The sequence below is a fragment of the Erythrobacter crassostreae genome (assembly GCF_019204045.1).
GTDB classification, from domain to species: domain Bacteria; phylum Pseudomonadota; class Alphaproteobacteria; order Sphingomonadales; family Sphingomonadaceae; genus Erythrobacter; species Erythrobacter crassostreae.
In genome coordinates this window covers 76,349-94,995 of record NZ_JAGSPC010000001.1, presented here as the reverse complement: position 1 = coordinate 94,995, position 18,647 = coordinate 76,349, and the positions used below count along the sequence as shown (strand labels likewise).

Sequence of the window (18,647 nt, the reverse complement as noted above, 5' to 3'; positions counted from 1 at the left end):
CGCCACTAGGAGAGACTGCGACATGGCCGACATCAATTCCCCCGTAGAAATCGGCGTAACAACTGGGCCCATTCGTGGCAGCCGCAAGGTTCACGTTGGCGCGCGCACCGGCAGCGGCGTTCGCGTGGCGATGCGCGAGATTGATCTTGAGGGCGATGAGGCTCCGGTGCGGGTTTACGACACCTCCGGCCCCTACACCGACAGCGCAGTCAACATCGACATCAATGCCGGCCTTGCCGAAATGCGCAGCGACTGGATCAGATCGCGCGACGATGTTGAGGAATATGCCGCGCGCGAAGTGAAACCCGAAGACAACGGCCAGCTTGGCCCGGACCGCAGCGGCGGTGTCCCGCAATTCCCGAACACGATTAAAAACCCGCTGCGCGCAAAGGCGGGCATGAACGTCTCCCAGATGCACTATGCCCGCAAAGGCATCATCACGCCTGAAATGGAATACGTTGCCGAGCGTGAGAATCTGGGCCGCGAACTGGCCAAGGATTTCGTTCGCAGCGGCGAAAGCTTTGGCGCGGAAATTCCCGATGTGATCACGCCGGAATTTGTGCGGGACGAGGTTGCGCGCGGCCGTGCGATCATTCCCAACAACATCAACCACCCTGAAAGCGAACCGATGGCGATCGGGCGCAATTTCCTGGTCAAGATCAACGCCAATATCGGCAATTCTGCCGTCGCTTCCGATGTTGCGACCGAAGTCGACAAGATGGTCTGGGCAACCCGCTGGGGCGCGGATACGATCATGGACCTTTCCACGGGTCGCAACATCCACGACACCCGCGAATGGATCATCCGCAACGCCGCCGTGCCGGTCGGCACCGTGCCGATTTATCAGGCGCTGGAGAAGGTCGGCGGCGTCGCCGAAGACCTGACATGGGAAGTGTTCCGCGACACGCTTATCGAGCAAGCCGAGCAGGGCGTCGATTACTTCACCATCCACGCAGGGGTGCGCCTTGCATACGTGCCGATGGCGGCGAAACGCGTCACCGGCATCGTATCACGCGGCGGCAGCATCATGGCGAAATGGTGTCTCGCGCATCACAAGGAATCGTTCCTCTACGAACATTTCGATGACATCACCGAGATCATGAAAGCCTATGACATCGCCTATTCACTCGGCGATGGCTTGCGTCCGGGCTCCATCGCGGATGCCAATGACGAAGCGCAATTCTCAGAGCTCTACACCCTAGGCGAGCTGACCCACCGCGCGTGGGAGCAGGACGTGCAGGTGATGATCGAGGGGCCGGGCCATGTCCCGATGCACAAGATCAAAGAGAACATGGAGAAACAGCTTCAAGTCTGCGGCGAAGCGCCGTTCTACACACTCGGCCCGCTCGTCACAGACATTGCCCCAGGATATGACCACATCACCAGCGGCATCGGCGCGGCGCAGATCGGCTGGTACGGCACGGCGATGCTTTGCTACGTCACGCCGAAAGAACACCTTGGCCTGCCCGACCGCGACGATGTGAAAGTGGGCGTGGTGACATACAAACTCGCCGCGCATGCAGCTGATCTGGCCAAAGGGCACCCCGCCGCGCAGGTGCGCGATGATGCGCTGTCAAAAGCCCGCTTTGAATTCCGCTGGCGCGATCAGTTTAACCTGTCGCTCGATCCAGAAACCGCCGAGGAATTCCACGACCAGACCTTGCCAGCGGAAGGCGCAAAGACCGCGCATTTCTGCTCCATGTGCGGGCCGAAATTCTGCTCGATGCAGATCAGTCAGGAAGTGCGGGACTTTGCCGCGAAGCAGAACGAAAGCCCTGAAACCTTCCTCGCCGCAGAAAAACTGGGCGCGGACACCGCTGAAGCCAGCCGCCAAGCCGCAATCAAAGGCATGGAAGAGATGAGCCGCGTCTATAAGGAGAAAGGCGAGAAGCTTTACTTGGATGAGGCCGAAGTCGCGGACCGGACCGATTAAATGCCGGTCTCAGTCAATCACGAAGCGGCATCGCTCGATCTAAAAAAGCTAGTGGGCTCTTGGATTGGCACCAATGAAGAAGGCAATCGGGTCGAGGTGTCATTCCGCATGGCCTCGAACGACACTGTTTAGGTGGAGTAATGGCTGTTCCATAACGGCATAACTGCGCTGACACTTTGTAGCATGGATGAAGGGAAGCTCGTCGCGCTTCATTACTGCTCAATCGGCAACCAGCCGCTTCTTGAACTCAAAAGGCGCGACCGCAACGGGGCCATGACGTTTGAATTCGTCTCGGCAATGAACCTTCCCGATCCCCGCACAGACCATAATGTTGCGTTCAGTATGCTGCTGGAAGAGGACGGCACGTTCTACCGCTCCGAAACCTACGAGGAGAGTGGAAAGCCGGACACGAATGCCACGCGCTTTTCAAGAATGGCAGCGCCGAGCGTATAGTTCGGCGGCCAACCTAGCGCCATCGTCGCTTGATCAATCTGTATTGCGAATGAAGAAAGCAGCGCCAACCTCTAGTCTTCGGAAGCGATTTCGGTCGAGAACGGTCAGAGATTGTTTTCGAGAAGTTTGAGAACGGCGAATGGATCGTACAGCTGCACCACACCGGCGCTTTTGATTTCGCCTCAGAGTACAACTTCGTCTTCAAGCCGCGGCGTGCGTGGCGGCTGGACGAGGTGTATTACTACGACGACTATGGCGAGGAGTGGTTGCCGCGTTTATGAGGAGCGGATTTGTTGAAACGCTCGCGGCGGGAAGAAGAAGCGCGAGCCGCTCTAGTTGCAAGAGGAGTGAAGGGCATTGATTAACTGGATCAAGCACAGATCATTTGCCAGCGCGGCACTTGTCTTAAGCGCTTCTTTGGGCGCGTGCAGTTCCACCAATCGCAGCACGCCAGACTGGCAATCGGCGGCCGCACATTTTGCAGCGGGCGAAGAGCGGTCCCCATATGTTTTTGATCGCAAGGCTGCATCGCGCTGCGTTGGCCGGTGGAGGCTGCACGCTGATGCGGTGGATGATGGCGCTTTCCCGCCAGAGGCGTATGCGGCGCTTACGGAGCAGCTGCGCCTGCGCCAGTCCATCAACGCGGCTGAATTTTTCACCATGAATGTGATGGTCCCCGCACTCGCTCGTGAGGCATCGGATGAGGCGGAAACCTTGCTGCGAAAGGCGCTGGAGGGGGACGCGCAGGCATTCCAGCTCTATTTCGAAGCGCTAGGCCGATGCTCGACAAAACCGGTGCCGGTGGAGGGTCGCGGGGGAAATGCGACGGATGAGGCGGTCGAGGGTCCTGCAGGTTAAGGCGACCATGCGCGCAGCATTCACTTGCGATTAACGCAACAACCAACAAGGCCCTTTCGCGCGCTGACAGGCGGCGCGCATCTAATTCTAGGGGGGCTATTTTGCTACAATCCAAATCTATTCGTTCCGTACTTCTCGTATCCACGCTTTCGCTGGGCCTTGCGGCTTGTGATCAGGCGCAGGATCTGGCCGGCGACCTTGCCAACGCTGCGGGCGCGGGTGAGATGAACATCGCCGATGGGCATGACGTGTGTTTCCAAGCCGCGAAAGACAAGCTGGACGCGGATGCCAAAGTGTCCGAGATCAGCACGATGTTCAGCGCCGGAACCGATGTTGACGGGGACGAGACAATCGAAGCGGGCGGCGTAGAGGTTTGCAACATCTTCTACCAAGACCCCGAAGACCCCCGCAAACTGGTGGGCCTTTCCTACAATGGATACACCAAGATGTTCAGCGGCCCGGACCCCGTTGAAATGTCCGTTTCCGGCGATCCGGAAGACTTCAATCTGGAAGACTACCTGATCCCGCTTTCCGAAGTGGACCCGGCACCCATCGCGCAGTTTATGGCCGATAACGACGCTGCGCTCGCGGAAAAGTTCAGCAGCTACGCATGGACCACCGTGTCATTCGAAGGCGTCGGTTCATCCTTCCAATACCGCGTCGGCTATGAAGGCCGCCTGAAATCGAACGACATGCAGGATGACGGCTTCGCAATCCTCGCGGCTGACGGAACAACCGTGGTCGACAACAACCTGTTCGACTAAAGATTGCTCGAGTTTTGCCGTGCCTGTGTGAGGGTGCGGCTAAAGCGAACACACACTGCGCCCGCGATAGGAGATAGTCCTATTGGCGGGCGTTGGTGTTTTTGGGGGCGTTCCACAATTGCCGCGAAATAGCGCCAAGGGCATGTAAGAGATACGCTGTGTTTATAGTGAGAAAGATGAGAAGTTCGATTTACCTGCCTAGGATAGCTATGTACACTTTGGTTTTTAGTGGAGAGATTTATGCAGCTTGATGTATTTGAAGGCCCAAACTTCAAGAAAGACTATCATCAGGGTAAATGGTACTTCGAAGACCTTCCTAGGCGAGGTGAATATGTCAGGCGAAGCAAATCATACTATCGAGTAGATGATGTTCTACATATAACATCGAAAAATCCGGGAAACGCTCAATCGGCGATCCGTGTGGTCAAAATTTGAGGTTTAGTTTCTCCATTGAAATGCATTCTTGCAAACAGACGCCGCTGAACAAGGCGCTCATTGCAGCGAGTGTGATGCTTTTGGCCGTGATTTCCGTGCAAGCTGAGGCATGTCCCGCACGAACCGATCCACTGCCGGACAAATAAGGAGATCAAGATGGGGTGGAGGGGCACCTTGAGAGCGATGGAAGCGGCATCACGTCGTGCCAATCGAGAGGCTGAACGCCAGTGGAAAGCCGAGCAGAAGGCGATGATGATTGCTGATGCAAGTGACGCGGTTGCTGAATGGTGTGAACATCTCAGAGATATCGTTTCGTTGCACGTTGACCCGACTGACGATGTGGATTGGCAGTCGCTGAGAGATCAGCGTGAACCAGTCGAGCCAAAGCGGCTTAGTTTGAATGAAGAAGAGGCAGCGGCAGCTCTCGATAGCTTCAAACCAAAGTTTTTCGATTTCCTAGTCGGCGGCTCAGAAAAGCGTCGAATGAAGCTTGTAAGTGCCGTCGAAGACGCAAAAATCTCCGATGAAATTGAATCTAGAAACAGAATAAAGCGGTACGAGCAAGAGCATCTCGATTGGCAAATTGATAGAGAGTTAGCCACGAGGCTTCTCGCTGGCGATGCGTCTGCGGAACGGGACGTTATCAGCGAAATGAGTTCTTGGAATGATGATGGATTGGTTGGAACGCGGCTTGAGTTCTCAATTTCCGATCAGTTCCTTCATGCGGTCGCTTATGTCCATAGCGATGATGTTGTCCCTACATATCGGCGCAAGCAGTTACAAAGCGGTAAGCTTTCAGAAACGAAGATGCCAATAGGCGAGCGCAATGAATTATATCAGGACTACGTTTGCAGCGTCGCATTGAAGGTCGCTGGGGACTTATTTAGCGTTCTCCCGCGCAATGAGGTTTTTGTAACTTGTACAGCGTCGATGTTGGACTCAGTTACCGGTCATATGGCCGACACACCCATTCTATCAGTTCAATTTGTTCGACCTACCTTTACCAGTCTTAACTTGTCGGGAATTGATCCCTCCGACTCAATGGCGAATTTTAATCACAACATGAGCTTCAAGCGGACGAAAGCGTTCAGTCCAGTGCAAGCACTCCAGAAGATGCCAAGCTAAGTCGCAACCTTTCCTACTCCGCCAAAACCTGCCCTATAATCCCGGATGACAAAACCATCCGAAACACACCTCGCCACATCCATCATCCCTGCCAGCGCCGCGCCGCATTGGACGCCTGAGCGCCAATCCGCTTTTCTTACCGCGCTGGCCTCTACGCATTCCGTTACGCAGGCCGCGCGCGCTGTCGGGATGTCTCGTCAGTCTGCCTATGCTTTGCGGGCGCGGCTTAAGGGCGAGCCTTTTGATCTGGCTTGGCATGCGGCGTTGCACTGCCGCTTTGATGCTTTGGCAGAGGCCGCTTTGGAGCGGGCGCTGCACGGCGTTGAAGTTCCGCATTTCTATCAGGGGGAGCTGATCCACACATCGCGCAGCTATAATGAGCGGCTTACCGTGTCGTTGCTCGCCATGCGCGAGCGGCTAGGCCCGCCGCGCCCGCGATCCAACCATCCCGCCTTTGGATACGGCCCGCAAGATTTCGGCGCTCTGGTCGAACGCGTCGAACACGGACCGGAGACTTGGGACGAGGAAGGCCGCCTCGAATATGAGGCGTTTTATGATGATGAGGGGGAAGAGGAGGTTGAGGATTAAGCGGCGCTTTGTTGGGTGTTTTTTGTTTGCGCCCTCACGCGCCGGGCGCGGGCCATCCTGCCCGCTTGGCTACGCGGCATAAGCCGCGGCGGGCAGTCGCCCTTGCGGAACCGGCGGTTCCGGTTCGCGCTTTGGGGTCAAGCTCCGCTTTGTTGGACAGTTGTCATGTGTGGGTGTTTTCGTTTTGCGCACGCCATCCGGCGCGCGATTTCCTCGCGCCTTCGGCGCTGCGGGCGCGCGGTCGCGCTTGCGAACCCTTTCGGGTTCGACTTGAGCTGTACGATTAAGCGGCGCTTTGTTGGACAGTTGTCATGTGGTGCCTACACGCGAAAAATGGGTGCGAAATGGCAGAACTCTAGGGTTTCGTGCCTGTAGGACACGGGTGACATGTTGCAGAAAGTGTCATGTGTTTTTCAACCTGTTCATCACCCGATCGAGCTCTTGCAGAAACCGCGAACGGTCCGCCTTGCTGAACGGCGGCGGGCCTCCGCCAATGCCGTCCATACCTGCGCGCAGATCCTCCATAATGGCGCGGGTTGCGACCGCGCCGCCTATGCCGGCCGCATCGAACGGTTTGCCGTTATGCGCGAGCACAGTTGCCCCGGCTTTGATGCAACGGTCTGCCAGCAGGATGTCGGCGGTGATGACCACGCTTTTCGCATCGGCATTCTCCGCGATCCAATCATCGGCTGCATCGAACCCATCATCGACTACGACGCGCTTGATCCGAGGATTATCAGGAATGCGGAACGCGCTGTTGCTGACCACGCGGACCTCTGCCTTGAACCGGTCAGCCACGCGGTACACCTCGTCCTTGACAGGGCAGGCATCGGCATCGATGAGGATAGAAACAGTCATGGAATACAGGCGTAGCGGGACTTTGCGTAGGAGGCCAAATATTATGGGAACGAAACAAAATTAGGTAGATACGCACAATCATGCTAGTGAGGCAGAGCTGACGTCGGAATTTGCGACGGACTTCGAAATTTGCGCTCCGCCGTTTGGTCTTTCAGGCCCCCGGCGTAAACCGGACGACGACTTCCTTTTCCTGAACGATTTGAAGCACGACCCACGGGTAATTTGCCCGGTGGAATACTAGTTCTTGAAAGGAACTCATCATGGCCAAGACTGGCACAGTTAAATTCTTCAACACCGACAAAGGCTATGGCTTTATCCAGCCTGACGATGGCTCGAACGATAGCTTCGTTCACATCACTGCCGTTCAGGCTGCTGGTATGCAGAGCCTCGACAAAGAGCAGCGCCTCAACTTTGACGTCGAAATCGGACGCAATGGTAAAGAGAGCGCCGTAAACCTGTCGGCTGCTGACTAATCTGGAATTTGCGGGTGTGGCAGATTGCTGTCGCACCCGCTTTCTACCCCCGCCATTCCCTCCACTCCAGCAGGAGCCAATGATGGCCCAGACATATGAATTTTACCGCGACCGCGCTGATGAAGCTGCGGCCAAGGCAGAAGAAGCAACTCTCGATAACGTACGCGACCGCGAGCTTCGTTCGGAGAAAACGTGGCGTGCGCTTGCCAATCAGGCTCAGCGTGTCGCAACCGACCGCGCCAAAGCCGAAGAAGAGCGTGCGGCGAAACGTGCAGCCGAAGCGCTCGCACAGGAATAATTTGCACTCCCAATCGGGCAGATACTCCCCATATACACTTCAGGCGTTCCCTAACGCCTGAGAGAGTAATTTAAGAGGAGACCCCGATGTCCGATATGCAGTTCCAGTTCAATTCCGACAGCTCGGTTATGGGCACTGATAATGTCGCCGAGCGGATCGAGAATCAAGTGCGCCACAAGCTTGCCCGCTTTGAGGAACGTTTGACCCGTGTCGAAGTGCATGTGTCAGATGAGAATGGCCGCAAGGGCGGTGCAGATGACAAGACTTGCCTGATCGAAGCGCGCCCGCGCGGCGGCAAACCGATCGGTGTTACCGAGCATGCATCTGATGTGGATTCTGCCGCTCGCAAAGCGGCCAACACTATGGCTCAGCGGCTCGAGCGGATCTTTGGCAAAGGCGAGAAACACAAGCACGAGCCGCGCCCTGACAAGGTGATGTAATCGCGATTAGGGCTCTGGTTGCTGCGTTAGCCGCACCAGTTCCCAATCATATCCAAGCTCGCGAACCCGCGCTTCCAATGCTGCACGTCGTTCAGCAGATGGGCGCGGTTCGCGGGTAAGCATCCAGAGATAACGGCCGCTTGGTTCGCCAACGATTGACCAAGGATACTGGCCGTCTTCATCTGGCTCGCCGCGATCGAGAACCCAGTAATCACCGTAGAAAGGGCCGAAGAAGCTGACCTTTAGCTTGGCGCCGCCGGTGCCTTCGACGATCTTTGCCTTGCCGGTCGACTGATCAAACTCACCATCAAGACCGTCTTTGTAGCATGAGTTAACCACGCGGATTTTTGAATCGCCGGATGTCTCGCGCAGAGAGTACTCGGCGGTGACCCCTTCGCAGCCTTTCTGGAATGGCGCTTCGTACCGGCCATATTCATACCACGTGCCAAGATAGGCGGGGAGCAGGACAGGTTTTGCTGGTTCCGGCACAGCTAGGTTGCCGACCGGTCCCGGCGTTCCGACACAGGCAGCCAACCCGATTGAGGTGCAAGCGAATAATGCTGCTGCGAAGCGTTTTGGGATAGTCATGTAATAATAACGGCTGTCACTGCACCATTGTTCCGCAGCTAGTCGGTGGTCGCCTCGGTCACACCCAGGAACGGTCCGAGCTCTTCCCAGTTATCACGCACAGCCTGACGTCCGCGTTCGATATTTTGCGCGATCAGTTCGGGCACGAATTCAAGAGTTTTGTGAAGGTTGGTCGGCGGCCGCAGGACCATGGTTGGAACAAAGTTATAGCGCTCGATTTGTGAACTGAGCGGCTCCATGACCTGTGCAATTTGAGCCGGCTCCAGGCCAAGAGCCTCCAGCTTTCCGCGCTGCGCGATTTCTGCCTTCAAGAGGTGGTTGATCAACTCAACATTGCCCAGATCATTGTCAGCGACCTCCTCGGTCAGCAGGTCCACCGATCTGAGGCCTATCTTGATCAGGCTGTTATATTCTTTTGGCTCAGTTGCCTTTGGCCCTTCTGCGCGTACCGCCAAAATCGCGCGCGGTTTTTCCCGCAAAGCCGCACGGAATGGCGTGACATCGCGAAGACCGCCGTCGACCCATTGCTCAAGCTGGCCGTTCTCGTCTTGTGTTACAAACGGCGGGAATGCAGGGGGCTGGGCCGCGCTGGCGTAAACCCAATCTGCGATATTGTCTGTGTTCTCACCCACAATTCTCAGCTGACCGTTGGTGAGGTTCGCGACAGCCAATCGCAAGTTCTTGCCAGTCGCCCGGATTTTCGCATCGTCAAATGTCGAGTTCAACAATTCGCGCAGTGGCCCCGTGCTGAACATTGAATCCTTACCAGTGATCGCCGCCCAAATCTCACCGCCTCGGCTGCGATAAACATCATCATTGCCGCGGATACCGTTCCACAAGTCAAGCAGGCGGCCCACTTCGTTCTGTGCCACACCCGCGGCCTGAATTGCGCCGGTTGAGGTGCCAACCACAGTTTCAAAATCCACGCCGCGTTTCTCGATCAGTTCGTCAATTACGCCGACTTGGAAGGCACCGTGTGCGCCGCCTCCGCTCAACGCTAGTGCAAGACCGCCTGCCATATTTGCTCTCCTAAATTTTCAATTCGCGAAAGTGACAGGCGGGCTTTGCCGCTTGCCTAGCGGCCTTACTCAGGCTGCAGTTCGCCATCCCAACCGTACTGGTAACCAGTGTGCGAGTCCGTGCGGATCAGGTTGAGAGTGATCGATTCCGGCGAAGACCCGGAGCCTTTCATTGTCCCAGCTGCGGCGATGAATTCCGGTGCCGATTTCGAGTTGCCGCCACCCAGATAGAAAGCGGAATAATCGCGGCCAGGTACGCTGCCTGCGGCTGCCCATTCGCCTTTTACTTCGTATGCGACTTGCTGAAACACCAATGTGCCCGCCATTTCACCGGTGCCGCTTGCCGAAACGCCGATTGAAGTTTCGCCGTCTGCGCTTTTCATATTCCACATAAGTTTTCCCCCCCTTGGTAAAAAACAGACCCTGGTCAGTGGGGACCAAGATCAAGATGCGATTACTGCCGTAGAACAGTCATTTTGACCAGAGGGAATGGCGCGTTTCGATACTCTGGAAAAGCAACACATGATACTTGTCCGGAATCTATTAAGATATACGCGATCAATGACCTATGATGCCAAGTTCGGACAGAATAGGTCCGATCTTCTTTTTGATCCCAAAGAAACCTGCTTTTGCCCACGGCCATGTAGCGCGGGACAAATCATCAAGAATTTCGATTGCATGACCATTGGTAAGCATCGGCTGCAATTGAGGTCGCAAGGCATCCTTGGTCCATCCGGTTGGCAAATAGGGCAGCAACACGTGTTCCAGCCCGGCTTCGTGCAGAATTGACGCGAGATCGTTATCGTTGGTCCAATTCACGACTTCGCAATCGAATGCTTTTGAAGCGGCTTCTGCACCCGTTTGTACTGCGCCGCGTGCAAACGCTTCCGCCGGTGAGCCCACGGGACAGGGAGACCGCTCACTTGGGCGCGCGGCGGCGATGACAACGGCAGGAGGCCAGGGCAGGTTCAAATACACATGGCTCGCCGCTTCATCGTGTAGGATCAGAGCGTATGGCTGCGTTATCTGATCAATTTTAAGCGGAGCAGGCAGGTCCGGAACGGAGCGATTGTGCTCTTCCATCTCGACGAGTGCATCGGCTTCTTCCGCCAATCGATCCGCGCTAAGGGGACCGCCGGATTGGTTCGCGGTGTACCGCGCTATGTTGTCAGCGCGGGCGAGGTAGGTTTTGCCCTTTGTGTGCAAGCCGCCGACCCAGCGCCAGCTAAGTGTATTTGACGCTGCGTCGGCATCGATCAGGTGCCGCAGAAAAAAGTCTGCGCCAAGCGTCCAGTCGAGCTTTAGCGTAAATATCCAGATGCTTGCGAACCACATCCGCGCATGATTGTGGAGGTAGCCGGTTTCAACCAGCTCGTGGGCCCAGTGGTTAAACGCTTCGATGCCGGTGCGGCCTTCGACTGCTTCGAGATAAGCGGTTTGCAGACCGGCATTGCGCTCTAGATCGCCTAGGGCTGCGGTGCGTTGTTTGCAGAACGCTAGCCAAATCGATGGGCGCTGTTCCAAGTATCCCTTGAAATAGACCCGCCAGAAAACCTCGGCGATGAATTGATCGGCTTCATCCAGACTGTGTTTAGCAAGGACCGCTTCGAGCACTTCTTTTTCAGAGATGACCCCAGCATGGAGCCACGGTGAAAGCTGCGAGACGTTACGCCGGGCTTCTTCTCTGGGAACACCATCATCGTAGTTCCGGTTGCTTGTGTAGTGTGAGCCTGCCAGCGGCAGAAACTCGTTTAAGCGCGTCAGCGCTGCATTGCGGGTCGGAGAGAATGTCATGCCTTCTAAACTGGACTTCGGGCGTCAGGTTCCTCGCCGCGCTCTATTGCTTTATCCGCTTTGCTGGGAAATTTAATTACGGGGCTGTGACATAAATTTCGGAACATCCATACTGCCGGTCCGTTCGTACTTATGAAGAGCATGGCAATGCAGTTCGGCAATGCCCGTGGTTCCCTACCACTGCTCACACACAGAACTTACACGCAAATTCAAGGATTTACCATGAAGAAGCTCAACATTACCCTCGCATCGACTATCGCCCTCTCACTCGCGGCGTGCTCACCGGAAGCTGCCGGCGACGATGCGATGACCGCTGACGACGCGATGACTGCTGATGATACCGCAGTTGCTGACGAAGCGACCGCAGCAGGAACAATCGTCGAAGTCGCACAGGGCGACGAGACATTCTCGACCCTCGTCGCAGCGGTGACCGCTGCCGGTCTTGGCGAAACACTATCGGGTGAAGGACCGTTCACCGTGTTCGCGCCAACTGACGAGGCATTTGCGAAGATTCCTGCAGAGACGCTGACCGAACTCACCACAAATGACACCGAAACACTCGGCAGCATCCTGACGTACCACGTCGTCGCAGGATCGGTTGACGCAGCCACTCTGACTGCCGCAATCGAAGAAGCTGGCGAAGCTGGCTACACAGTGACCACCGTGAACGGCGGCACGCTCACGGCAACCGTAGTTGATGGCGCGGTCATTCTGACCGATGCCGCAGGCGGAACTTCGACTGTGACAGCAACCGATGTCGAAGCATCGAACGGTCTGATCCATGTGATCGACACGGTACTGATGCCAGCATAATTCTGCTGACATATTGAATACGCGAAGGCGGGCCCAATCGGGTCCGCCTTTTGCGTTTGCGGGGTTGCCGCGTTAGATGATTGCCATGGAAAACAAACCCTTTTCGCGCCGCCTTTTAAGTACACTGCCCGTCTCCATTCTTTCGTGCGCCGTCTTGGCTGCTTGTTCGAGCGGCGACAGCATTGATGATGGCGGAGCAGTGTTTGAGGGGATCAGCCCCGAGGCTACGATCAATATGGTTGGCAATGAGCCGTTCTGGGGAATTGAAATCACCTCAGAGGGCATGGGATACAAGGCACACTACACCACTCCTGAAAACAGTGATGGCACCGCAATTATTGTTACTCGCTTTGCCGGTAACAACGGGCTGGGGTTTTCCGGTGAACTGAATGATGAGACCATGCAAGTCGCGCTCACACCGGGCGAATGCAGCGATACGATGAGCGATGCCGTGTATCCATACACTGCCACAGTGACCTTGGGTGAGCGGACCTTATTCGGGTGCGGTTACACGAGTGATGAGCCTGTCGAAGGGGTATCTGCTCTATGAGCGAAGGCAGGTTGGGCGCGCCCGTCGGTGGCACTGAGATCGGATCGTTCTGGCGCATATTTTTCTGGGCTGCGGCGCTGTTCAACTTCCTGATTGGCTTGGCTGGAATGTTAGCGCCGGTGCCAAGCATCGATGAACGGATCATCGGGCTTTTGGTGTTCTGTTTCGGGGTGATTTACGCGCTCGTTGCACGCGACCCACAGCGTTATGCCAAGGTCTTATGGGCCGGGGTGATCGGAAAGCTGGGTGTGGTCGGCTTGATGCTTCCCACCGTGCTTGGCGGTGACGGGGGAGCGCTGAGTATTGTTATCCTTTCGCTCGACGCAGTCTTCGCACTCGGTTTTCTTGCGTTTCTTTTTTTGGGCCGCTCGGGCGAGGTTTGAAGCGGCTTCGCAATTTTATTTAAAGCGAGCTGTGATCTCGTTGCCGCGTCAGCGCACTGGAATTGCTCATTATTCTTAACAGCAGGCTGCCTGTCATGCGGTGCAACCAGTCTAAACACAGCGCACCCTCGGAACGCTGCGCTTTGATCTTCGTTATCATAGCGACGGACAACAGCCGTTCTTGCGTCTTACCCCCTCCTTAACTTGCAGGCGCGAAGAACGGGAAAGTAGGATTTGTGAATACTGATGACGAGCGCGAGCCACAGCGGCCTAACCAGGCGGCTATGCGGTTCGATGACGCCCCCGATAGATTTAAGTCAGGCAATGCGAGCGACCGGTTTTCCGGCGCATCCGGAGTGCTGTTTGAACAGGCGATGGCGCAAACGCGCATGGCGATCTGTTTGTGCGACCCGCACGCGAAGGACTTACCTATTGTCTTTGCCAACCGCGCTTTTCGCCAGCTGACCGGCTATTCCGAGAGTGAAATTCTCGGAAGAAATTGCCGTTTCCTGCAAGGGCCGAACACCGATCCGGAGCCAGTGGCGCGGATGCGGAAGGCTATCGCCGACGAAGATGTCGTTGTTGTGGAACTGCTCAATTACCGCAAGAACGGCACGACATTTTGGAACGCGCTACATCTTGGCCCGATCTACAATGACAAGGGCGAGTTGGTGTACTTCTTCGGAAGCCAGTGGGATGTCTCTGACGTGCGTGCCGCGCGTGCAGAGGAGCAGCACGCCAAGGAAATGGCGCGCGAGCTTTCACACCGCATGAAGAACATGTTCGCTGTGATCTCCGGCATCGTGAATGTGACAGGCCGCGTTCGCGGAATTCAGGGAGAAGCAGCGGAGATCAATTCGCGCATTCAGGCGCTAGGCCGCGCCTACGAGACGACGTTGGATGATGCATCCAGCGGGAGCATCCAGATCAGCGAAGCAATTCGCGCGGTCCTTTCTCCATATGATCGTGATGAGGAGCGCTTGAAGATGGTTGGAAATGGCGTGCGAACGCCATTCACGACGATCTCTATCATTGGTTTGATTCTGCATGAGCTCGCCGCAAATGCGACCAAGTACGGCGCATGGGCGAGCGAAGCGGGCATGGTCACCGTCAACTGGTACGTCGACGAAACCGACAACGCACTTACCATCACATGGGAAGAGCGCGGCGGCCCTCAGGTCGATAGCGAAGCCATCGAGGCGGGTACGGGCACGACAATCGTCGACCGGTTGCTTTCCGGCGGCCGCGGTTCGATCACTCGCGAATGGCGCGACACGGGGCTGGTGGTGACCGTGAAGTTGCCGAGACGAGACGAGGCATGACGCAGACTTATCGTCTCCTCCTTGTCGAAGATGAACCATTGATCCTGATGGATCTGGAGTTTGCTGCCGGAGATCGTGATTGCACCGTGCATTGCGCGTCAACCTGCGCGCGCGCGCTTGCGATCCTTGAAGAAACGAACGAAGAGATTGACGTTGCGGTTCTGGATGTATCGCTGGGCAGAGGGGAGACCTGTTTCCCAATTGCAGATGCGCTGCGCCGACGCGGCATTCCCTTTATACTGCATTCGGGCGACCTCGACCGGCATGATGAGCTTATCCGGACGCTCGACGCGCCCTTGATCGCGAAGCCTGCATCAGCTGAAAAAGTTATCGGTGCGGCTATCGCATGTGTAGCCGGCAACGAAACGAACGAAGTCCGCCTCGCTGCCGAATAGGTTTTAGAACAATCCGGGAATGTCGAACTGCGCGGCGTTAGGGCGCTCGGGTTGCAGGATTTCGCGCCCGCCCACGCTTTGAGTGCTTTGCCCCGTACCGCCGCTGATCGCGGTGCATGTCCGCCCTGCAAGGAAATCGAGAGCGGTTGCAACGGAAGCTTCCGACGCATCGCCTAGCGGTGCAAAGATGTCATCGCTGGCGCGGCACGTATTGGGCATTTCGCCAGCCATCCCGCTGAAGTATTCGCCGCGACCGTCGGCGTTGTTGGTCTGGAACGTAACAGCGCGAATGCGCAGATCGCATGCGTCCAGATCAAATCCGAACTGACCAACCGGTTTACCTGATGTGTTGGCACCGATCAGCGCGAGATTGGCTGGCGCGACATACGGGATCATAGAATTCATCACGAGCTCGCTCGCGGATGCTGTGCCTGCCCGTCCGATAAATGCGATCTTGATCGGGTTGACCGAAGGAAGTGCCTCCTGAGCGCCCAATCCGCCGGTTGCTGGATTAAAGAAGCCGCCGGTGCTTTCAAAAAACTCGGTCGAGTTCTCATTCGATTTGCTGGGCCGCAAAACTGTTTCGCTAAAGACCTGACCGGTGTTTGCACCCCGTAGGAAATCGCCCATTATGTCAGCGATGCGAACCAGACCGCCGCCATTGTAGCGGAAATCGATGATGAATTCGGTGATGCCTTCATCGCTGAAGTTCTGAAACACATCGGCGAGTTGGCGATCCGATGTGCCGACAATAAAGGTACGGAAATTGAGATAGCCGACTTTCTTGCCGCTATCATCCAGAACGAGCGCGCCGTAGCGGTCTGAAATAGGGTTCAGCGAGAAGCTTGATTTGGTGATTGTCTGCTCGACGACGTTGCCGCCAACCTGCGCGAAACGGATCACGCGTGAAACACCCGGATCAGACGGGCCAAGCGCGTTGATCACGGATTGAGGTCCGCCTGCAGCCATAAGCGAGGAGACCGTCACAAGACTGCCGCTGCTTTCGCCAATTTCCAGCAACTCTGTTCCGCGGTCCATTCCCGCGGCGAAACCATTCCCGTTCTCGAACGCCTCAAGCAGGAAGACGCGGTTGTTGACCGTGTCATATGCCAACCGGATGCCGAACCCGGCGCTGGCGCCAGAATTGATCAGTTCGTTCTCCTCCGCAATCGATGTTGCAAAGGTGAAGCCTTTGTCGCGATCTTGCGCGCGGGCGGGTGCGACGCGCGCGTTAAGATAAGTCTGAACATCGGTGATGCCGGCGCGGCTTACAGAATTGTCGAGCAGGCTCGGGAACAGATACCATTCGTTCAGAACAGCATCGGCAAAATCGAGTTGCTCGGTGAGCGAACATCCGGCTGTTGTTGGTGTCGGGGTGGGTGTTGCACCGCCGCCCGTTGCGGGAGGTGAGCTGCCGCCACCGCCGCAAGCAGCAAGTGAAAATGCGAGGGTTGCAGAAAGGGCTGTGCGGCCAATATTCATGGGGTGCGACTCCGGGTAGAAAAACGAGTAGGGGCTAAGAAAACGTCCTCCGAGGAGCTTGGAGCATGCAATGCTCTTACCTTCTCTGCAAGGCTGATCGCTCTTCGCGACCGGGCTCAGGAGGTAAAATTCAGCAAAATTGTATGCAATTCGGCGTGATTTGACGAGTTTTCCTCAGAAAGCAGCGCAATTTCCGCCCGTACGGCTCGTTTACTGCCCAGTATCCTACTAGCTAAAGAGATATGGAAAGACAGAATCATGACTGACCTTCCCGACTGGCTTGCATCTGGCCTGCCTGCGGCAGCGCGCCATCCAGGCCTCGCAATCGCGACGCTGGGGGACAAGCGTTCGTTTGGGCGCGGAGGCTTCGCGCTTTCGAGCCCTGCGTTTAACGCTGGCGAAGAACTTGACCCGTGCTTTACCGCTAAAGAAGAAGATGCAGTTGCTCCGCCATTGGAGTGGACTGCTCCTCCTCCCGGCTCACAGGAGCTGGTGCTTATTGTCGAAGACGCGACCACGGCAGGTGACAGCCCGCAGTGCCACTGGCTTGTCTGGGGTCTTAAAGGACAACGCGGCAAGCTGCTCGAAGGCGAAGTGCCGCCGCGCGCTGGTAAAAACCACCTTGGAAATTCCGAATGGCTGCTGCCCGACCCACCGGTCGGCGAAACACGCAATTACGTGTTTCAGCTGTTCGCTACCGACCTTCCGCTCACTCTTATGCCCGGCGCGAGCCGCGATGATCTGATGGCGACGCTGAAAGGCACCGTCACAGGTTGCGCGGTTCTGACGGCTCCATTCACCGGTGTAAAAGCCGATGACGGGACGGCATGGGAAGATGAAGAACTTGACTAAGACGCCATTATAAAAGGGAGAAATACCATGGCTAAGACCAACGCACTGCAGAAACCAGTGACACTTTCAAGCGAACTAGAGAACGTAGTCGGCAAAGGCCCGATGACACGCGCTCAGGTAACCTCGAAGGTTTGGGAATACATCAAAGGCAAGGACCTTCAGGACTCGAAGGATCGTCGCCAGATCAACCCGGATGACAAACTTGGCGCAGTGATCGGCAAAGACCAGATCTCGATGTTCAAGATGACTGCTGCGGTGTCTAAGCACCTCACGTAAGAACAGCGTCTCGAAAGAGATGATTAGATCCAGCGGCGCAGCCCCACGGGGTTTGCGCCGCTGTTTTTATGGGCTCTTAGGGCTGTTGCTTTGCGCCGACCACGCCGCCAACCCATAGCGCCAGCCAGATGATTATCGGCTGCGCGATCATGCGTGGCACGTGATATCCCAATCCCAACCCGCCATCGGCGCGTCCCATATCCATCATGAAATGGTTGATATTGGCTGGCCAAACGCACAGCGCGTACAGCGCAAGGCCAATGCCCGCTGCCTGACGCAATTGCTTTGAAAACGGCTGAAGCAATCCAATCGCGCCTGCAATTTCGGCTATGCCTGTCCACCACACAACCGCTGACGGATACGGCACCCAGTCCGGTGTGATCGCCAGAAACGGCTCCGGCCTGATGAAGTGAACGTATCCAGCATAACCATAGAACAGGGCAAGGATCACACGCAGCGCTATCTTAAGTCTTGGCATCATTCGCCCGGTTCCCACCCCGTTTCTGCAAGCTCAAAGCCGGCAAAGTCGAATCCCGGTACGACAACGCAAGAGACAAGGGTAAATCCGTGCATGATACCGCTCGGCAAGCTGGGACGGGCGGCTTGCCATGCATCTGTCGGAACGAGACCTTGAAGGGAATGGCCAGCTGCTATGTCATCGCTCAAGGTAATAGTCCGAACTGGACCGGCGTCATTTTCTGCGATGCGCAATTCCAACGGATCGCCTGCCTGCCACAGCCACATTTCATCGGCATCGACGCGGTGCCAATGCGAGCTTTCATGCGCTTTGAGCAAGAACAGGATCGCGGTGCCTCGCGCGCGACCGTCATCATCATTTTCGCCGCGCCACGTTTCGCGGTACCATCCGCCCTCTGGATGTGGTTCAAGCTGCAATTGTTCGATCAATGCGTCCGCGCTATTGCTATTGGCCACGTTTCTGTCCTTCTG

General features: G+C 56.3%; 25 protein-coding genes. 17 read left to right on the top strand and 8 right to left on the bottom strand.

Going from position 1 to position 18,647, the window contains the following annotated elements; genetic code table 11:
* The first annotated feature begins 22 nt into the window (after positions 1-22).
* The 7 genes from thiC to KCG46_RS00475 all read left to right on the top strand — a co-directional run bounded on the left by thiC (position 23) and on the right by KCG46_RS00475 (position 6,156).
* Positions 23-1,933 (top strand): phosphomethylpyrimidine synthase ThiC, encoded by a 1,911-nt coding sequence (thiC, locus tag KCG46_RS00500; RefSeq protein WP_218403423.1) that lies wholly within the window; start codon positions 23-25, stop codon positions 1,931-1,933.
* Positions 1,934-2,065, top strand: a complete 132-nt coding sequence (locus KCG46_RS12535) for a hypothetical protein (RefSeq protein WP_255551688.1) — start codon at positions 1,934-1,936, stop codon at positions 2,063-2,065. It abuts the gene before it with no gap.
* Positions 2,066-2,116: 51 nt separating this feature from the next.
* Positions 2,117-2,386 carry a hypothetical protein gene (locus tag KCG46_RS00495; RefSeq protein WP_218403422.1) on the top strand — a complete coding sequence of 90 codons (270 nt, stop codon included), beginning with the start codon at positions 2,117-2,119 and terminating at the stop codon, positions 2,384-2,386.
* Between the two features lie 357 nt (positions 2,387-2,743).
* On the top strand, positions 2,744-3,244 hold the full coding sequence (locus KCG46_RS00490; protein WP_218403421.1) for a hypothetical protein: 501 nt from the start codon (positions 2,744-2,746) through the stop codon (positions 3,242-3,244).
* A gap of 101 nt (positions 3,245-3,345) precedes the next feature.
* Positions 3,346-4,008, top strand: a complete 663-nt coding sequence (locus KCG46_RS00485; RefSeq protein WP_218403420.1) for a hypothetical protein — start codon at positions 3,346-3,348, stop codon at positions 4,006-4,008.
* Positions 4,009-4,617: 609 nt separating this feature from the next.
* Positions 4,618-5,568: a hypothetical protein gene (locus KCG46_RS00480; RefSeq protein WP_218403419.1), complete on the top strand. Its 951-nt coding sequence runs from the start codon at positions 4,618-4,620 to the stop codon at positions 5,566-5,568.
* A gap of 45 nt (positions 5,569-5,613) precedes the next feature.
* On the top strand, positions 5,614-6,156 hold the full coding sequence (locus KCG46_RS00475) for a hypothetical protein (RefSeq protein WP_218403418.1): 543 nt from the start codon (positions 5,614-5,616) through the stop codon (positions 6,154-6,156).
* A 402-nt stretch (positions 6,157-6,558) separates the two neighbouring features.
* On the opposite strand, the gene KCG46_RS00470 is transcribed toward KCG46_RS00475, so the two are convergent.
* The gene (locus KCG46_RS00470; protein WP_218403417.1) at positions 6,559-7,014 is read right to left on the bottom strand and encodes a YaiI/YqxD family protein; all 456 of its coding nucleotides are present in this window, start codon (positions 7,012-7,014) and stop codon (positions 6,559-6,561) included.
* Between the two features lie 260 nt (positions 7,015-7,274).
* Between KCG46_RS00470 and KCG46_RS00465 the strand changes: the two genes are divergently transcribed.
* From KCG46_RS00465 to KCG46_RS00455, 3 genes are all read left to right on the top strand, one after another.
* Positions 7,275-7,487: a cold-shock protein gene (locus KCG46_RS00465; RefSeq protein ID WP_218403416.1), complete on the top strand. Its 213-nt coding sequence runs from the start codon at positions 7,275-7,277 to the stop codon at positions 7,485-7,487.
* A 79-nt stretch (positions 7,488-7,566) separates the two neighbouring features.
* The gene (locus KCG46_RS00460) at positions 7,567-7,785 is read left to right on the top strand and encodes a hypothetical protein (RefSeq protein WP_369410142.1); all 219 of its coding nucleotides are present in this window, start codon (positions 7,567-7,569) and stop codon (positions 7,783-7,785) included.
* Positions 7,786-7,871: 86 nt separating this feature from the next.
* The gene (locus KCG46_RS00455; protein ID WP_255551687.1) at positions 7,872-8,225 is read left to right on the top strand and encodes an HPF/RaiA family ribosome-associated protein; all 354 of its coding nucleotides are present in this window, start codon (positions 7,872-7,874) and stop codon (positions 8,223-8,225) included.
* A 6-nt stretch (positions 8,226-8,231) separates the two neighbouring features.
* Here the strand turns inward: KCG46_RS00455 and KCG46_RS00450 are convergent, their stop codons facing one another.
* The 4 genes from KCG46_RS00450 to KCG46_RS00435 form a co-directional block, all read right to left on the bottom strand.
* Complete coding sequence (locus KCG46_RS00450) at positions 8,232-8,813, bottom strand: lipocalin family protein (protein WP_218403415.1); 582 nt, start codon at positions 8,811-8,813, stop codon at positions 8,232-8,234.
* Positions 8,814-8,851: 38 nt separating this feature from the next.
* Positions 8,852-9,832 (bottom strand): patatin-like phospholipase family protein, encoded by a 981-nt coding sequence (locus KCG46_RS00445; RefSeq protein WP_218403414.1) that lies wholly within the window; start codon positions 9,830-9,832, stop codon positions 8,852-8,854.
* 65 nt (positions 9,833-9,897) lie between these two features.
* Complete coding sequence (locus KCG46_RS00440; RefSeq protein WP_218403413.1) at positions 9,898-10,215, bottom strand: hypothetical protein; 318 nt, start codon at positions 10,213-10,215, stop codon at positions 9,898-9,900.
* Positions 10,216-10,390: 175 nt separating this feature from the next.
* The gene (locus KCG46_RS00435) at positions 10,391-11,626 is read right to left on the bottom strand and encodes an FAD-binding domain-containing protein (protein WP_218403412.1); all 1,236 of its coding nucleotides are present in this window, start codon (positions 11,624-11,626) and stop codon (positions 10,391-10,393) included.
* A 222-nt stretch (positions 11,627-11,848) separates the two neighbouring features.
* On the opposite strand from KCG46_RS00435, the gene KCG46_RS00430 reads away from it, so the two are divergent.
* From KCG46_RS00430 to KCG46_RS00410, 5 genes are all read left to right on the top strand, one after another.
* Positions 11,849-12,439, top strand: a complete 591-nt coding sequence (locus tag KCG46_RS00430) for a fasciclin domain-containing protein (protein ID WP_218403411.1) — start codon at positions 11,849-11,851, stop codon at positions 12,437-12,439.
* An 85-nt stretch (positions 12,440-12,524) separates the two neighbouring features.
* The gene (locus KCG46_RS00425) at positions 12,525-12,989 is read left to right on the top strand and encodes a COG3650 family protein (protein WP_218403410.1); all 465 of its coding nucleotides are present in this window, start codon (positions 12,525-12,527) and stop codon (positions 12,987-12,989) included.
* A complete protein-coding gene (locus KCG46_RS00420; RefSeq protein WP_218403409.1) occupies positions 12,986-13,372 on the top strand; it encodes a hypothetical protein in 387 nt (128 codons plus the stop codon). Before KCG46_RS00425 ends, KCG46_RS00420 begins: the two co-directional genes overlap by 4 nt.
* A 236-nt stretch (positions 13,373-13,608) precedes the next feature.
* Positions 13,609-14,694 carry a PAS domain-containing protein gene (locus KCG46_RS00415; RefSeq protein ID WP_369410141.1) on the top strand — a complete coding sequence of 362 codons (1,086 nt, stop codon included), beginning with the start codon at positions 13,609-13,611 and terminating at the stop codon, positions 14,692-14,694.
* On the top strand, positions 14,691-15,089 hold the full coding sequence (locus KCG46_RS00410) for a response regulator (RefSeq protein ID WP_218403407.1): 399 nt from the start codon (positions 14,691-14,693) through the stop codon (positions 15,087-15,089). The genes KCG46_RS00415 and KCG46_RS00410 overlap by 4 nt, the downstream gene beginning before the upstream one ends.
* Positions 15,090-15,092: 3 nt before the next feature.
* On the opposite strand, the gene KCG46_RS00405 is transcribed toward KCG46_RS00410, so the two are convergent.
* On the bottom strand, positions 15,093-16,571 hold the full coding sequence (locus KCG46_RS00405) for a S41 family peptidase (protein ID WP_218403406.1): 1,479 nt from the start codon (positions 16,569-16,571) through the stop codon (positions 15,093-15,095).
* Positions 16,572-16,829: 258 nt separating this feature from the next.
* Here KCG46_RS00405 and KCG46_RS00400 point away from each other — a divergent pair, with 258 nt between their 5' ends.
* Positions 16,830-17,423, top strand: coding sequence for a YbhB/YbcL family Raf kinase inhibitor-like protein (locus KCG46_RS00400; protein WP_218403405.1), 594 nt, complete (start codon positions 16,830-16,832; stop codon positions 17,421-17,423).
* Between the two features lie 27 nt (positions 17,424-17,450).
* On the top strand, positions 17,451-17,699 hold the full coding sequence (locus KCG46_RS00395) for an SWIB/MDM2 domain-containing protein (protein ID WP_218403404.1): 249 nt from the start codon (positions 17,451-17,453) through the stop codon (positions 17,697-17,699).
* Positions 17,700-17,775: 76 nt separating this feature from the next.
* Here KCG46_RS00395 and KCG46_RS00390 read toward each other — a convergent pair whose 3' ends face one another.
* Complete coding sequence (locus KCG46_RS00390; protein WP_218403403.1) at positions 17,776-18,180, bottom strand: DoxX family protein; 405 nt, start codon at positions 18,178-18,180, stop codon at positions 17,776-17,778.
* Positions 18,177-18,632 carry a cupin domain-containing protein gene (locus KCG46_RS00385; protein WP_218403402.1) on the bottom strand — a complete coding sequence of 152 codons (456 nt, stop codon included), beginning with the start codon at positions 18,630-18,632 and terminating at the stop codon, positions 18,177-18,179. Before KCG46_RS00385 ends, KCG46_RS00390 begins: the two co-directional genes overlap by 4 nt.
* Positions 18,633-18,647 lie beyond the last annotated feature (15 nt).